Below are 15,285 nucleotides of genomic sequence, written 5' to 3'. Positions count from 1 at the left end.
TTTGTAATTAAATTGTAAACAATATTCTATTCAATAATTAAAAGACAAAATATTCCGTAAAACGAAATTTTATAGCCACGGATTACATGGATTAGCACAGATTTATTGTTTTGAACTGTGGTAAAAAATTTTACTTTATTGAGAAGTTTCTTATGTTACAAAAAGAAATTTTAAAGCAACGAATTACTAAGATTAGCACAGATTAATCAGTGAAAATCCTTTAATCTGTGGCAAAAATATTTTATTTTTTTGGAAAGTTTCTGCGGATGTTTCGAACGAGTTGTTCTAAGCCGTTTAGCTTGAGTTCGTGGACCAATTTTAATTGTTCGCCCAATTGTCCTTTTGGGAAACCTTTGTTAGCATACCAAACCACATAATACTCCGGAAGGTCGATTAAGTAATAGCCTTCGTATTTACCAAAGGGCATTTTAGTATGTGCGAGTTTGATGAGGAGTTCGTGGTTGGAAGCCATTAGTTGGTGAATTTCAAATGATTTTTAGTCCAATAATTTTCTATAAACTCCCATTTATCCTCATAATAACCTGTATCACGTTTTATCCAATTAATTTCGACTTCTTCATTATTCACTATTTTACTTATAAAAATTCCATTTCTTTTTTCATAACCACAGCCTTTACCAGATATATTTCCAATTTTAACGCATTTATAATCTGATAAGTAAAACAAATCGCTTTCCCAATTATAATCAGCGCATCCAGCTCTTTCATATGAATAATAACATTCTGAATTCTTTATTTTTATTGGACTAGCATAATTTCCCAATTCTTCAATTATTTGAAATTTTCCATTATGTAAATCAAAAAGTAAAACATCAACAATACCTGGCACATTGGTAATATAATCTAATATAACATCTTGAAATCCATCATTGTTAAAGTCAGCAATTTTATATTCATTAATAAAATCTTTGTGCTTATATATAGTATCAAACTTACCATTTAAAATAATCAAAGAAAAATCCAAATTTCCTTCTTTAAACTGCTTTATAACAAATTTTAAGTTATTCACTATAAGTGTATCACTTTTAATTTCTTTAAATTGAGTTTTTAAATTTTCATCTATTTTTTTTGAATCAATATCATTTTCATTTCTACATGAAAAAAGCAAGAAAAAAAACGAAATAATTAAAAACTTCATTACAATTAAGATTGAATTAAAAAGAGATTCCTTCGGAATGACAAGATTGTAGATAAAATTCAGTTTTAACCTACTTCCAATTAAAAACGATTTCTTTTTTAATATCTGGATGTAAACTATAGAAAACTGGGCAAGTCATAGCCGTTCTTTCTAAGATTGTTTTTGTCTTCTCGTCGGGATTGATAGTGAAATTAAACGTTACATGAATTTCCGTAATTCGTCTTGGTTCGGTTCCCATAATTTTGGTTACTTCTGCCGTTGAACCTGAAAAATCAAATTCCATATCTCGTGCTTTGATTCCCATAACCGTAAACATGCAACTTGCTAATCCGTTTGCAACAGTATCAGTTGGAGAAAAAGCTTCACCTTTTCCGTTGTTGTCTAGTGGTGCATCGGATATAATTTCAGAACCCGATTGTAAATGTATAGAAGAGGTGCGTAAATCACCTAAATAAGTCACTTTTGAAGTTGCCATTATTGCGCTTGTTTAATCGTTAAATCGCTATCGTAATACAATAAATAAGTAGCATTATTCGAAATCAGTCCATTGCTAGAACCATAATCAAATGCATTTTCGATGTATTCAGTTCTGGTGGTTTCTGCCGATTTTACAAATCCATCAGGTTGACAAATACGCAACATAGCATCAAAAATAACATCGAAACCTTTTTTGGCAGCTGCATTTGGATAGATGTTATTTATTTTTTTGAATTCTTTTTCAAATTGTACTTCCTCTGGTGTCGAAGCCACTTTTGTAGCAGAAGGGAATAACATTTTCAATTCTGCTAAATTTTTCATTGGAATTTCTTCAAAGTTTAAAGCATCATACAATTCGAAAACTGCTAATTGAATGTCGTACTCTTTTTGCAATCCTTTTAAAATATTGGTAATATTTAAAATCGAACTCGCTTTTTCGATATCCATCAATACAAAATTCTTTTGTCCTTTTACTAACTGCGATTTTAAAGAAGCAACATCTAAAGCACCTTTATCGTTAAACGCTGCATGTTTTACTTCAGGATAATTAGCAATTATAAAATCTTTAGAAGTTGTTTTCTTAGTACTTATTACCGCTACAACATTTCCGTTTTTAAATTTAAAGTAGTTGAACATTGAAGTTCTTAACAAGTCTTCAGATGGAACTGTGTAATATAAATTATTCATTGGTAAACCTCTCTCTTTTGAAAGTGGCGAAATAACCGGAACATTATATTTTGAAAGCAATTGTGCTGTAGTTTCCACAACCGAATTTTGGAAAGGACCTACTACAACATCAACATTTTCAAAGTTATTTTTAGAAATAATCGATGCAACATTTGATGAATATTTTGTGCTTTCTACATCATAAACTTTTACATTAACTGGTAATCCAAGTGTTTTTGCCGAATCAATTGCCATAAGCGCTCCAGCATAAAAATCCAATGTAAGGTTTAAGAATTTATTTGTTTTTAATTGCTCTGTTTTCGTTTTTAACGAGTCTGTTTCAATTTTGTTCATATTAAATGGCAAAAGTAAAACCAGACTTCTTTGTTTTGATTTATCAACAGTTGCAAACAAATTTGTTTTACTTTTTGCAACTAAAACAGAATCTTTAGTTTTTGAAACATAAGTTCCTGTGCCATTTGAAGGCACTTTTAAAATCATTCCGATTTTTACACCGTCTTGTAAATCAGGATTTAAAGTAATCAATTCACCTTGAGAAATATCAAACTTTTTAGATAAACTGTACATTGTTTCTTTTGGTTGTACTTCATAGTTTACCAAAGTAACAGAAGATACTTTTTTAGAAACTACACCAAGTTTTAAAATAAGTGTTTCGCCAGCATTTAATCCACCTATAATTTGAGGATTTAATTGCTCTAATTCGGTAACTGTTAATCCATAACGAGTTGCAATTCCGTATTTAGTTTCTTTTGCTTCAACAATATGAGTTGTTGCATTTGTATTTACTTTTGGTTTAGCAACAATTGTTGATGCTAAATTTAATTCAGCAGCCGTAGGTTTTGAAACAAAAATTTGTTGACCAATTTTTAGACCATTTTGTAATGCTACTTTGTTCCAAGATTCAATATCTGCAACGGTTACATTGTATTTTTTTGCAATTCCAAATAAGGTTTCTTTAGGTTCAACCACATGTGTAATTGTTTTTGAACCGGTTCCTTTAGGAATTAATAAAGTAGTATTTTCTTGAACTCCATTTTTTGCATCTGGATTCAAACGGTAAATATCAAAAGGTGTTATTTCATATTTTTTAGCGATTTGAAAAACGGTTTCTCCTTTTGCAACTACATGTTTAATCTGAGATTGAACTGGTAACGCAATAAGAAAAATCAAACTGAAAAGAAAAACAACTCTTTTTATCATAATTATAATTTAAAAACAATACTAAATAAAAAATTTCAATAGCAATTCGTATTGTAAAAATAGAATAAAAATAATTGCTATTGAAATTTATATGTTGAATTTGGAAATTATTTTATTCCCATTCTATTGTTGCAGGTGGTTTAGAGCTAATATCATAAACAACTCTATTTACACCTCTAACATTATTTATAATTTCATTAGAAATTTTCATTAAAAACTCGTAAGGTAAATGTACCCAATCTGCTGTCATACCGTCTGTAGATTCAACTGCTCTAAGCGCAACTACTTTTTCATAAGTACGCTCATCTCCCATTACACCTACACTGTTAACAGGCAATAAAATTGCTCCCGCTTGCCATACTTTATCGTATAATCCGTGCTCTTTTAATCCGTTGATGAAAACCGCATCTACTTCTTGTAAAATAGCTACTTTTTCTGGAGTAATATCTCCTAAAATACGAATTGCCAATCCTGGCCCTGGGAAAGGATGACGACCTAATAATTCTTCATCAATTCCTAACGTTCTACCAACTCTACGAACCTCATCTTTAAACAACATACGTAAAGGTTCTACCACTTGCAATTTCATAAAATCAGGTAATCCACCTACATTGTGATGCGATTTAATTGTAGCTGATGGTCCGCCCGTTGCCGAAACCGACTCAATAACATCTGGATAAATCGTACCTTGTCCTAGCCATTTTACATCTGTTAATTGGTGTGCTTCATCATCAAAAACTTCGATAAACGCTTTACCAATAGCTTTACGTTTTGCTTCTGGATCATCTAATCCAGCTAATGCATCCAAAAAGCGTGCCGAAGCATCTACTCCTTTTACATTTAAGCCCATTCCTTTGTACTGATTTAGTACATTTTGGAACTCGTTTTTACGTAGTAATCCGTTATTTACGAAAATACAATATAAGTTATCACCAATAGCTTTGTTTAATAAAACAGCCGCTACTGTTGAATCTACACCACCAGAAAGTCCTAAAACTACTTTGTCATTTCCGATTTTTTCTTTCATTTCGGCAACAATTTCCTCCACGAAAGCATTTGGTGTGAAATTTTGAGGTACTTGAGCGATTTTTACCAAGAAGTTCTCCAACATTTGTTTTCCATCTGTTGAATGATATACTTCTGGATGAAACTGAATCGCATAAGTTGTTTCACCTTCTATTTTATAAGCCGCATTTTCTACGTCTTTTGTACTTGCAATCTTAACCCCGTTTGTAGGTAATTGTTTGATAGAATCAGAATGACTCATCCAAACTTGACTGTTTGGACTTACTCCTTCTAAAAACACTTCATTTTCTTTAATGAAAGAAAGATTTGCTCTACCATATTCTCTTGTGTTTGAAGCTGCAACTTCTCCACCTGAAAAATGAGCTAAATATTGTGCTCCGTAACAAACGGCTAACAAAGGCATTTTACCTCTGATTTGAGATAAATCTGGGTGAAGCGCTTCTTCAGAACGAACTGAACAAGGACTTCCTCCTAAGATTACTGCTTTGTATGTTGATAAATCTGCTGGAATTTTATCGTAAGGAAAAATCTCGCAGAAAATATTTAATTCTCTTACTCTTCGTGCAATTAATTGCGTGTATTGCGAACCGAAATCTAAAATTAATACGTTGTGTTGCATGTGTTATTTAAGTACAAAGGAAAAAGGAAAAAGGAAAAAGTTTCCAAAAACCTTAAACCTTAAGTTTAGTTATTATTCGATTTTACTACTATTGCTCCTAAAATATTTTTTAACTCTTGACTTTCTTTGATTAACATTTCAAGTGATTCATCACTATTCTCATTTAATTCTTTTAAAACTCTTAACCAATAATTAGTTTCTCTAGCTTCTCTTAAAGCAATTTTAACTTTGTTAGTAAAATCAGCTTTTGATGAACCTGCTTGAGACTCTTCATAGTTAGCTCCTATTGATGTACAAGATTTACCTAATTGAAATCGAATTAGGTTATTTTCAGGATTTGATTCTAATTATCTTAAATACCTTAAGCATGAAATTCCAAAATTAAAGGTTCTTTTCAATAAATCATTTTCTTTCATGTTACCTTTTACTTTTTACTTTCTACTTTTTACTTCTAGTATTCAAAAGTTCCGTATTCAGATGTAATCGTTAATTTCTTTTCATCTGAAGCTTCAACTCTACCTACGATTTGAGCATCGATGTTAAATGATTTTGAAATTTCGATGATTTCTTGTGCTACTTCTGCAGGTACATATAATTCCATACGGTGACCACAATTGAATACTTGGTACATTTCTTTCCAATCAGTTTTTGATTGTTCTTGAATTAATTGGAACAATGGTGGCACTGGAAATAAATTATCTTTAATCACGTGAACGTTATCTACAAAGTGAAGCACTTTTGTTTGTGCGCCACCACTGCAGTGAACCATTCCGTGAATTTCGTTTGAATTGTATTTTGATAAAATCTTTTTGATTACTGGAGCATACGTTCTCGTAGGAGAAAGTACTAATTTACCAGCGTCAATTGGACTATTTTCTACAGCATCTGTCAATTTGGTTTGTCCTGAATACACCAATTCACTCGGAACTGAAGCATCAAAACTTTCTGGATATTTTTCGGCTAAATATTTAGCAAAAACATCATGACGAGCAGAAGTTAAACCATTACTTCCCATTCCGCCATTATATTCTTTTTCGTAAGTAGCTTGACCAAATGAAGCCAAACCTACAATTACGTCACCAGCCTGAATATTCGCATTATCAATAACATCTTCACGTTTCATACGAGCAGTTACAGTAGAATCTACTATTATGGTACGAACTAAGTCACCCACATCGGCAGTTTCACCACCTGTTGAATGAATTGTAACACCGTGATTTTTTAATTCTGAAATTAATTCTTCTGTTCCGTTAATAATAGCCGAAATAACTTCTCCAGGAATTAAATTTTTATTTCTTCCGATAGTAGAAGAAAGCAAAATGTTATCGGTAGCGCCAATACATAATAAATCATCTATATTCATGATTAATGCGTCTTGTGCAATTCCTTTCCAAACTGAAATATCGCCAGTTTCTTTCCAATACATATAAGCTAAGGAAGATTTTGTTCCAGCTCCGTCAGCATGCATAATGATGCAATATTGGTCGTCGTTCGTTAAATAATCAGGGATGATTTTACAAAATGCTTGTGGAAATAAGCCTTTGTCGATGTTTTTGATAGCTTGGTGCACATCTTCTTTGGAAGCCGAAACTCCTCTTAAATTGTAGCGTTTGCTAGTATCAGAACTCATGAATGTAGTGTGTTGTTGTTGTGGCGCAAAGATAGTTCTAAAATTTAGATTTTAGAAATTTGAATTTAGAATTTGTTAAATTTTTATAACATAAACGCCTTCAACTAAATTTGATGTGTTGTTTGGAAACAAAATATTCTCAATTTTAAAAGTTGTAAAACACTCTCCTACTTGAGAAGAAACATCATAAGTAGTACTTATTTCATCCGATTGCATAGTAGTTTCATTATTCAATCGGATTGTAAAAGTATTGCCAGTTTCATTTGCAACTGGAGGAAATATCTGAATTAAATTATTGTTTTCGATGAATTCAAAAGGGATCGTTTCATCGTCAGCATCTACAATTGTAATTTGTTGAAAAGTATATGTTTCGTTTTCAAATACATTTTCATCTGTAGTTTCATCTGTAATTTCTACAAAAAAAGAAGCAGGAGTTGGTTTATCGCCTTCATCACAATCGTCATTACAACTGATTAATGAAACCATAAACACAACTAAAAATAATCCTATACTTTTTTTCATCTTTTCTTACTTAAAATTTCAATTTCTACCCTACGATTTGCAGCTGCTTGTTCTGGAGTTGCTTCTGGGATTGGATATAAAGGTTGCGAAACTCCAAATCCTTTTGTTTTAACTCGATATTCCTGAATACCATTATAAACGAGAAAACGTTTAATTTGTTTTGCTCTATCTGTAGACAAATTACGGTAATCTTTATCGATACAACAAATATGACCTTGAATTTCGATTACTAATTCGGGATTATTTTGCATTACAAACAACAAATCGTACAAGGTTCCTTGCGATTCGGGCATAGTTGCAAATGTATTTTGATAAAAATTAATGTTTTTCAGCGTGATTTTTGTTCCAACTCTTGCCAGCTTCACTTTTTCAGCTAAAGTAGCATCTTCTGGAATTACAACTTCAGGTTCATCTTGTTTGATTCCTAAAACTTCATCTTCTTTATCTAAGTCTTTTTCTAACAGATAATGAATAATTGCCTTTCTGTTTTCAGCTTTATTTGTTGAAGTGGCTCCTTTTTCACCTAGAGAAATACTTTTAAAATCAGGACGGATATTTACTTTTCCTTTTATTTGACTAAAAATATGACTTACTCTTTTTTGCGATAACGTATCGTTATAACCTGAAGTTCCTACTTCATCAGTAGAACCTGTAATGGAAAGAATTTTTGAAGTAGTATTCTCAGCAATCCATTTTTGAAGTTTTGCAGCTTCAGTTTTGTTCAATTCGGATTTATTGTTGTCAAAATAAAAAGTAACTTGTTCTTGAGCAACTCCAACTTGAAACAAAAGGAAAACTATATAGGAAATAAAATATTTCATGAAAATTTAATTTAGAACTTAAGCACGAAAAATGATGCCAGAATTAATTCTCTAAGATAAGAATTTCTACTCTACGATTTTCATTTCGTTCTTTTTCATTTTTTTCTGGAATTTTATGAATTGGTTGTGTGCTTCCAAAACTCTTATACAACAACCTTTCGTCATCGATATCATTTGCTACTAAGTAATTGTGAACCGCAATAGCTCTTACTAATGCAATATCTTCAGGATCTTCTCCTAATTGACAACAAATATGACCTTGAATTTCAATTTTAACTTTTGGATGTGCCACCATAAATTGCAACAACTCTTCCATAACAGGCAACGATTCTGGAACGAAAATTCCGGAACGATCATAAAAATACAAATTGTTCATTACCAATTTATCACCCACTTTTGCTTTATCATAAGGCGAACTGCGAAGTCCAACAGGCTCTATCAACTCATCAGCATCTGGCACTCTTGCTTCTTCAAACTGATAGCTGTTATCCGGTTCTTTTTCAACAACTTGATTGATATATACTTCTGAATCAGGAACTACAATTGGTGTATCTGATTCAACAATAATTTTACTTGGAATTACATTATAAAAAACATCTACTCTTCTGTTATAACGTCGTTCTTTTCTTGTTTGCACTCTTTCTCCAAAACCCTTAACAACTAGTTTATCACTATAAAAAACGGTAAAATTTTCTTTGGTTTTAAGTCCTTCTTGAACCGTGTTGATTCTTTTGTAGGCTAACGTATCGTTGTAGTCAAAGGTTCCATACCAGTCGCAATACCCATTGATTACTAGAATTTCGCGGTTTTCGTCTTTGTTTAACCAATTCATAAACAATTCGTTTTGCTTTGGGTTAAACCTATCTTGATCAAAATCAAAATAAAAACTCGCCTTTTCTTGTGCTGAAAGTAGTAGTCCAAACAGCAGTAATACGTATTTCATTTGAGGTATTTTAATGTAACGAATATAAAAAATAAAACGTATTAAAAAAACTTATTAATGAAAAGAACTATTTATTTTTATTTAACAAATTCATTTACAATAGCTTAAAAAAGCACATTTCTTCTAATTTGCAATAATTTGAATTTCTACTCTTCGATTTTCATTACGTTCCTCTTCGTTGTTTTCTGGAATTGTATGAATCGGTTTCGTACTTCCAAAGCTTTTATAACTCAAACGATTTTTATCAATTCCGTTGTTTATCAGATAATTATAAACTGCCAAAGCCCTAACTTTTGCCGTATCTTCAACATCGGTGCCTTTTTGACAACAAATATGACCTTGAATTTCGATTTTCAAATTCGGATTAGCCAACATGATTTTCAATAACTCTTCTAAAATAGGACGCGATTCAGGAACAAAAATTCCAGAACGGTTATAGAAATGTAAATTTTTCAACACCAACTTATCGCCTACTTTTGCTGTTGAAACTTGTTGGGATAAATCCTTTTTATCGTCTTTTGGAAGTATTTTTTCTGTTACCAATTCTTCATAGAAAATCTCCACTTTTCTGTTCATTTTTAAATCGGAGTTTTGTTTGAAATTTTCTCCTTTACTTTCGATTTCGATTTGCTTTTGGCCGGTAACTTTTTCTATAATTTGCGATACAAATTTAGCTCTATTGAAAGCCAAAGTATCGTTATAACCATTAGAAGCACGATAATCGCAATAGCCGATAAGTTTAGTGATTTTTAAATCTTTTTTCTTTAAAAAATTATCTAATCTGTTCAATTCAGAAAGTTGTAATTGGTAAGAATCGGTATCAAAATACACCGTAAACTTATTTTGCCCAAAAGAAATAGAAGACAACAATAAAAACAGAAAAAGTATTTTTTTCATTAGATAGATTTTAGTTTATCGAAAATAGTAATTTTTTGTCGATAGATTGTGGTTTTTGTACACTTTTTTTTATATTTTTGAGGAAACAAGATTGACTCTACTATATCTAGAGAAAGTTATATTAAATTAGACTAAACTTTGCTAAAATGAAGCAACTAATAATTTTCATATTACTAAATTTTAATTGCTTAGGATTTAGTCAAGTTGAGCTATCTGGAAAAATAGTTTCAGCAAAAGATGGATCAATTCCTAGTCAAGATATAATAGTCGAAATTAAAAAATTATCCAAGCATACTTGGGCAGATAGCTTAGGAAATTTCAAGTTTACAAAACTCGATAAAAACACTAAATATCTAATATCTTTCACTTCCTTTCAATTTGGAACTTTAGAAATTCCTTTTGAGACAAACGAAATGGATATAATAACCAAAGTTTTTGAACTTAAAGCAAATTGTGAATATAATATTGATAGTGCACTTAGTGATTGGAAAAACAAAAAAGCTAAACTTTTAATAATTGGTAGCATTGCTCCATTAGCTGATACCAAACTCGACAAAAAATTTGAAAGAAAATATAAAATAGATTATTTTGATTTCGGATGCACTCCTGCTCCAAGTGATTGTATTAAAGAATATAATGAAAAAGTCTTTGAACTCTTAGACAAAAAATATGGTAAAGAGTGGCGAAAAAATGTCCGAAAAGATGTGGAGTATTTAAACTAATCTCGATTTTTGAATTTCATTTCCAACAACAATAAAAAATCCCAATCTTTCGATTGGGATTTCTATTTTAATTACTTCGTAAATAACAATTCTCTGTATTTTGTTAGTGTCCAAAGTTCGTCATCTACTAACAATTCTAATTTATCAGCGTGGTAACGAATTTCTTCGAAGTAAGGTTTTACTTTATCGCAATAAGCATCGGCCATTTTTTCTGTACTCGTTAAGGCGTTTGCTTTTTTACGTTCTTCGGTCATTTTTTCTACTTTCGTATTAATGCCTTCGATATGTTCTGAAATTTCTTTGATTAACGAAATTTGCTCCTTAGCGATTTTCTCAAAATCTTTTCCGAAAATTTCTTTTAAACCTTTTACGTTTTCAATTAACACATTTTGGTATTTAATCGCTGTTGGAACCACATGATTACGAGCAATATCTCCTAAAACACGACCTTCGATTTGGATTTTTTTCACGTATTCTTCCAATTCAATTTCGTAGCGTGATTCTACCTCAACATGATTCATTACGCCCATTTCACCAAACAACTCAACAGCTTTTTTAGAAACTTTAGCTTTTAATGCTTGTGGTGTAGTTTTATGATTACTTAATCCGCGTTTTTTAGCTTCTTTTTCCCAAGCTTCGCTATAACCATCACCTTCGAAAAGAATAGCTTTAGTTTTCTTGATGTATTCTCTTAAAACATTGAAAATTGCTTCATCTTTCTTTAAATCGTTTTTCTCAATTAAAGCATCTACTTCGTTTTTGAAATCTTTCAATTGTTTCGCCACAATTGTATTTAAAGTTGTCATCGAAACCGCACAGTTAGCAGAAGAACCCACAGCTCTAAACTCAAATTTATTTCCTGTGAAAGCAAATGGAGACGTTCTGTTTCTGTCGGTATTGTCTAACATTACGTCTGGTAATTTACCCACAACGTTTAATTTTAAATCGGTTTTTTCTTCTGGAGATAATTTACCTTTTGAAACCCCTTCTAATTCATCTAATACTTTTGAAAGTGCATCACCAATGAAAACCGAGATAATTGCTGGTGGCGCTTCATTCGCACCTAAACGGTGGTCATTACTAGCAGAAGCAATTGATGCTCTTAATAATTCTTCGTAATCATGAACCGCTTTAATCGTATTGATGAAGAACGTCAAGAATTGTAAATTACTCATCGGAGTTTTTCCTGGAGATAACAAGTTAATTCCAGTATCAGTTGCTAACGACCAGTTGTTATGTTTACCCGAACCATTTACTCCTTTGAAAGGTTTTTCGTGGAATAATACTTTAAAATCGTGACGTTCTGCCACTTTTTGCATTACGTCCATTAATAATGAGTTATGGTCTACAGCTAAATTCGTTTCTTCGAAGATTGGCGCTAACTCAAATTGATTTGGCGCTACTTCATTATGACGCGTTTTAACTGGAATTCCTAACAACATACATTCGTTTTCTAAATCACGCATGTACTGTAAAACACGAGTTGGAATAGAACCAAAATAATGATCTTCTAATTGTTGTCCTTTTGCAGAAGTGTGTCCTAATAACGTTCTTCCTGTTGCTAAAATATCAGGTCTTGAAGTTGCTAAAGCGCTATCTACAAGGAAATATTCTTGTTCCCAACCTAAAGTTGGTGTAACTTTCTTTACATTTTTATCAAAATACTTTGCTACTTCTGTTGCCGATTCATCGATAGCGTGAAGTGCACGTAATAAAGGTGTTTTATTATCCAAAGCCTCTCCTGTGTACGAAACAAAAACGGTTGGAATACATAAAGTAGTTCCAAAGATAAACGCTGGAGACGTTGGATCCCAAGCGGTATATCCTCTGGCTTCAAACGTATTACGAATTCCTCCATTTGGGAAGGAAGATGCATCTGGTTCTTGTTGTACTAATTGACTACCACCAAATTTTTCAACAGGATCACTTCCGTCAAATGAAGTTTCAAAGAACGCATCGTGTTTTTCAGCAGTGGTTCCTGTTAAGGGTTGGAACCAATGCGTATAATGAGTTACTCCTTTTGATAATGCCCACTCTTTCATTCCTAAAGCGATATAATCGGCAATTTTTCGGTCGATTTTTACTCCCTCAGCTGCAGCTTTTACGGCTTTGTAAGCTTCAGGTGTTAAAAACTGTCGCATAGCTTTATCTCCAAAAACATTACTACCAAAAATGGCTGATTTTCTGTCCAATTCTTCTACATGAACTGGTTTTCTGTCTGTTGCTCTTCTTAAAGCTTGAAAACGAAATGTTGACATAAGTTGTGTTGTGTTAAAGTTAAAACCCTTGAAAAGTTATGCAAATATATGAATATTTTAAATATTTTTACAAACACCCCCTATTTTTTTAGGGGTAAATATTTTTTTATTACTTTTACACCATGAAGGCAGTAAATTTACATATGGTAATGTTAGGTTGCACCCCAAAAGGTCGCTTTACCGAACAACACGATATCTTTTTTGGTATTGGAAGTAGCTTAAAAGAATTGGTTCCTGATATGAAAGATTTTTGGCCAGAAGCAAAAGGCAGAATTCATATTGATGCTTGGCAAAAAATAACCTATATCGATGGTTTTAAAATTGAAATAGTTTCCAAAGAGAAAAATTTAGAACAAGAAGAACAATTATTCTTTCTGAATTTAGGCGGATACAAAGAAGGAGAATTTGAAGAATACCATTATAAAGTTTTAGTTGTTACCAAAACAAAAGCCGAAGCTATCAAGAAAGCGAAACAAACTACTTTTTATAAACATTGTGGCTTCAAAGGAGCCGAATCACACATTGATGATAAATATGGCATTGATGTAGATGATATACATAATATTGAAGATATTCTTTCGGATAAATTCAAATCTCAGTATCGTTTGAAAATAACAAAAACCAATACGACTTCCGAAGACGAAAAACATATTGGTTATTTAAAAATTGATAAAATATCGGTTTAATATAAGAGCTATCATAATGATAGCTCTTTCTTTATTATTTTTTCTTAATATTTGTTGGATTAATTCCGTAAGCTTCAATCACAGCATTGTAATCTTTAAAATCAACTTGTTTTGCACTTCTGTTTGAGAAATAACCTGGAATAATCACTATTCTAAACGTTTGATTTTGGGTCCAAGCAGATGATAAATTGATCAATGGAAAATTAGCATCCAAAAATAAATTTACATCGTAACGGGTAAAATCATAATTATAATCAAGTTCACCTCCATCATTAAAATAATAGGTTTGAGGCATTAATCTCCAAACATCTTCACCTCCTACAACATCATATAAATGATAAACTAAAATCATATCGGAAGCAAAAATTGGTGTTCCCAAATCCACGAAAGTACTAAAGTTATTTCCTGTGTTAAATGAACGAGTAACCTCAAATACTTCTGCTATAGTATCGTTATCAACATTATCTCTAACTTCGTTAACTGTACAACTTTGAAGTGTTATCATCCCGATAAAAGCTATCAATAAAGTAATTCTTTTCATAATTATATTGTTTTAGTTATTCCTTGTGTAAATATAACCAATTGTTGTGCCAAACTTTAATACAATCAAAAATTAGTATCTTTGAAGTTCCAAAAAGTTGACAAAATGGGAAGAAATAATCCAAAAAACATCAAAGCGCATAACGATAAATTACACAAAGAACAAGCAAAAGAAAAAGCTAAAAAGAATGCTCGTGCTGAAAAATTAAAAGAAATTGTTAGAAAGTTCAATGAATCTAAACAATAATTTATGTCGAATTGTTATTGCGGAAATTCCGTTTCTTATCAAGAGTGTTGCGAACCTTATATTAAAGGAATTGCTAATGCGCCAACAGCAGAAGCCTTAATGCGTTCACGATATAGTGCTTTTGCTACTGCTGCTGCAGATTATTTAGTAAACACAACTCATATTTCTAAACGAAGACTTCACAAAAAAAGCGATATTTTGGCTTGGAGTCAGGCTAACAAATGGATAAAACTAGAAGTTTTAGCCGCAACTGAAACCACTGTAACTTTCAAAGCTTATTTTTTGGATGAAAATTTGAAAGCGCAAGTTCATTACGAACTTTCGACTTTTAAATTGGAAAACGGAAATTGGTTTTATGTGGACGGCGAATACTAATTTCTTTTCTTAATTGGTATCCAAATTTCCTCTTCCGAATCAGGAGCATTATTTTTATACTTTTTACCTAAAATCTCAAAATGAGGTCGATTATCTAATTCATATTCCGAATTAGGCAACCAAACGCTAAAAATATAACCAAAGCTTTCTCTTGCTTTTGCTACATCTCCAACATGATTAAAAACAGCATACAAACCTTCTTCTATAACTAATAAATCCATTCCTTCTGGAATAAAATTAAAATCAGTCACTGAAACCGCAGCCCATTTTATAAATTCTGTTTGCGGATTGAAATCAAAATTTTCTGGATTGATTTGAACATTGTACAATTCTATTCCAATGTTGTTTTTAATTTCATTTCGTCGTGGCATAAATCTTCCCCACAACTCGCCTATTCTGTAATCAGAATAAGAGAAAGAGCTGTTCATACCTATGAGTTTAGTTTCCGGGAAAATTCTAATTTTCGTTTCCATATTT

18 protein-coding genes are annotated in these 15,285 nt (G+C 31.7%); 4 read left to right on the top strand and 14 right to left on the bottom strand.

Going from position 1 to position 15,285, the window contains the following annotated elements; translation table 11 throughout:
• Nucleotides 1-241 precede the first annotated feature (241 nt).
• From LOS89_RS04590 to LOS89_RS04540, 11 genes are all read right to left on the bottom strand, one after another.
• Complete coding sequence (locus LOS89_RS04590) at nt 242-472, bottom strand: DUF3820 family protein (protein WP_231836667.1); 231 nt, start codon at nt 470-472, stop codon at nt 242-244.
• A complete protein-coding gene (locus tag LOS89_RS04585) occupies nt 472-1,158 on the bottom strand; it encodes a hypothetical protein (protein WP_231836666.1) in 687 nt (228 codons plus the stop codon). The genes LOS89_RS04590 and LOS89_RS04585 overlap by 1 nt, the downstream gene beginning before the upstream one ends.
• A 70-nt stretch (nt 1,159-1,228) precedes the next feature.
• Nucleotides 1,229-1,633 carry an OsmC family protein gene (locus tag LOS89_RS04580; protein ID WP_231836665.1) on the bottom strand — a complete coding sequence of 135 codons (405 nt, stop codon included), beginning with the start codon at nt 1,631-1,633 and terminating at the stop codon, nt 1,229-1,231.
• Nucleotides 1,633-3,522, bottom strand: coding sequence for an amino acid ABC transporter substrate-binding protein (locus LOS89_RS04575; RefSeq protein WP_231836664.1), 1,890 nt, complete (start codon nt 3,520-3,522; stop codon nt 1,633-1,635). Before LOS89_RS04575 ends, LOS89_RS04580 begins: the two co-directional genes overlap by 1 nt.
• A gap of 112 nt (nt 3,523-3,634) precedes the next feature.
• Complete coding sequence (gene guaA / locus LOS89_RS04570) at nt 3,635-5,167, bottom strand: glutamine-hydrolyzing GMP synthase (protein WP_231836663.1); 1,533 nt, start codon at nt 5,165-5,167, stop codon at nt 3,635-3,637.
• A gap of 65 nt (nt 5,168-5,232) precedes the next feature.
• Nucleotides 5,233-5,487, bottom strand: coding sequence for a four helix bundle protein (locus tag LOS89_RS04565; protein ID WP_255671092.1), 255 nt, complete (start codon nt 5,485-5,487; stop codon nt 5,233-5,235).
• Nucleotides 5,488-5,618: 131 nt separating this feature from the next.
• Nucleotides 5,619-6,797 carry an AIR synthase related protein gene (locus tag LOS89_RS04560; protein WP_231836662.1) on the bottom strand — a complete coding sequence of 393 codons (1,179 nt, stop codon included), beginning with the start codon at nt 6,795-6,797 and terminating at the stop codon, nt 5,619-5,621.
• Nucleotides 6,798-6,872: 75 nt separating this feature from the next.
• Complete coding sequence (locus tag LOS89_RS04555) at nt 6,873-7,319, bottom strand: hypothetical protein (protein ID WP_231836661.1); 447 nt, start codon at nt 7,317-7,319, stop codon at nt 6,873-6,875.
• On the bottom strand, nt 7,316-8,140 hold the full coding sequence (locus LOS89_RS04550) for an OmpA family protein (protein WP_231836660.1): 825 nt from the start codon (nt 8,138-8,140) through the stop codon (nt 7,316-7,318). The genes LOS89_RS04555 and LOS89_RS04550 overlap by 4 nt, the downstream gene beginning before the upstream one ends.
• A 43-nt stretch (nt 8,141-8,183) precedes the next feature.
• Nucleotides 8,184-9,083: an OmpA family protein gene (locus tag LOS89_RS04545; RefSeq protein WP_231836659.1), complete on the bottom strand. Its 900-nt coding sequence runs from the start codon at nt 9,081-9,083 to the stop codon at nt 8,184-8,186.
• A gap of 123 nt (nt 9,084-9,206) precedes the next feature.
• Nucleotides 9,207-9,980, bottom strand: a complete 774-nt coding sequence (locus tag LOS89_RS04540; protein ID WP_231836658.1) for an OmpA family protein — start codon at nt 9,978-9,980, stop codon at nt 9,207-9,209.
• A 146-nt stretch (nt 9,981-10,126) separates the two neighbouring features.
• On the opposite strand from LOS89_RS04540, the gene LOS89_RS04535 reads away from it, so the two are divergent.
• Nucleotides 10,127-10,702, top strand: a complete 576-nt coding sequence (locus LOS89_RS04535) for an FEKKY domain-containing protein (protein ID WP_231836657.1) — start codon at nt 10,127-10,129, stop codon at nt 10,700-10,702.
• Between the two features lie 71 nt (nt 10,703-10,773).
• Here the strand turns inward: LOS89_RS04535 and LOS89_RS04530 are convergent, their stop codons facing one another.
• Nucleotides 10,774-12,960 carry a glutamine synthetase III family protein gene (locus LOS89_RS04530; RefSeq protein ID WP_231836656.1) on the bottom strand — a complete coding sequence of 729 codons (2,187 nt, stop codon included), beginning with the start codon at nt 12,958-12,960 and terminating at the stop codon, nt 10,774-10,776.
• Nucleotides 12,961-13,082: 122 nt separating this feature from the next.
• Here LOS89_RS04530 and LOS89_RS04525 point away from each other — a divergent pair, with 122 nt between their 5' ends.
• On the top strand, nt 13,083-13,646 hold the full coding sequence (locus tag LOS89_RS04525; RefSeq protein ID WP_231836655.1) for a DUF1543 domain-containing protein: 564 nt from the start codon (nt 13,083-13,085) through the stop codon (nt 13,644-13,646).
• Between the two features lie 34 nt (nt 13,647-13,680).
• On the opposite strand, the gene LOS89_RS04520 is transcribed toward LOS89_RS04525, so the two are convergent.
• The gene (locus LOS89_RS04520) at nt 13,681-14,187 is read right to left on the bottom strand and encodes a hypothetical protein (protein ID WP_231836654.1); all 507 of its coding nucleotides are present in this window, start codon (nt 14,185-14,187) and stop codon (nt 13,681-13,683) included.
• 81 nt (nt 14,188-14,268) lie between these two features.
• Between LOS89_RS04520 and LOS89_RS04515 the strand changes: the two genes are divergently transcribed.
• Together LOS89_RS04515 and LOS89_RS04510 are read left to right on the top strand one after the other, a co-directional pair.
• Nucleotides 14,269-14,433, top strand: coding sequence for a hypothetical protein (locus LOS89_RS04515; protein WP_231837097.1), 165 nt, complete (start codon nt 14,269-14,271; stop codon nt 14,431-14,433).
• A 3-nt stretch (nt 14,434-14,436) separates the two neighbouring features.
• Nucleotides 14,437-14,808: a YchJ family protein gene (locus LOS89_RS04510; protein WP_231836653.1), complete on the top strand. Its 372-nt coding sequence runs from the start codon at nt 14,437-14,439 to the stop codon at nt 14,806-14,808.
• Here LOS89_RS04510 and LOS89_RS04505 read toward each other — a convergent pair.
• Nucleotides 14,805-15,281 carry a GyrI-like domain-containing protein gene (locus LOS89_RS04505; RefSeq protein WP_255671083.1) on the bottom strand — a complete coding sequence of 159 codons (477 nt, stop codon included), beginning with the start codon at nt 15,279-15,281 and terminating at the stop codon, nt 14,805-14,807. The two genes, LOS89_RS04510 and LOS89_RS04505, sit on opposite strands and share 4 nt — an antisense overlap.
• Nucleotides 15,282-15,285: the final 4 nt, after the last annotated feature.

It is taken from the genome of Flavobacterium channae (genome assembly GCF_021172165.1).
GTDB classification, from domain to species: Bacteria; Bacteroidota; Bacteroidia; order Flavobacteriales; family Flavobacteriaceae; genus Flavobacterium; species Flavobacterium channae.
Note: the sequence above shows the minus strand (reverse complement) of the source record. Positions and strands in the feature narration are given on the sequence as shown.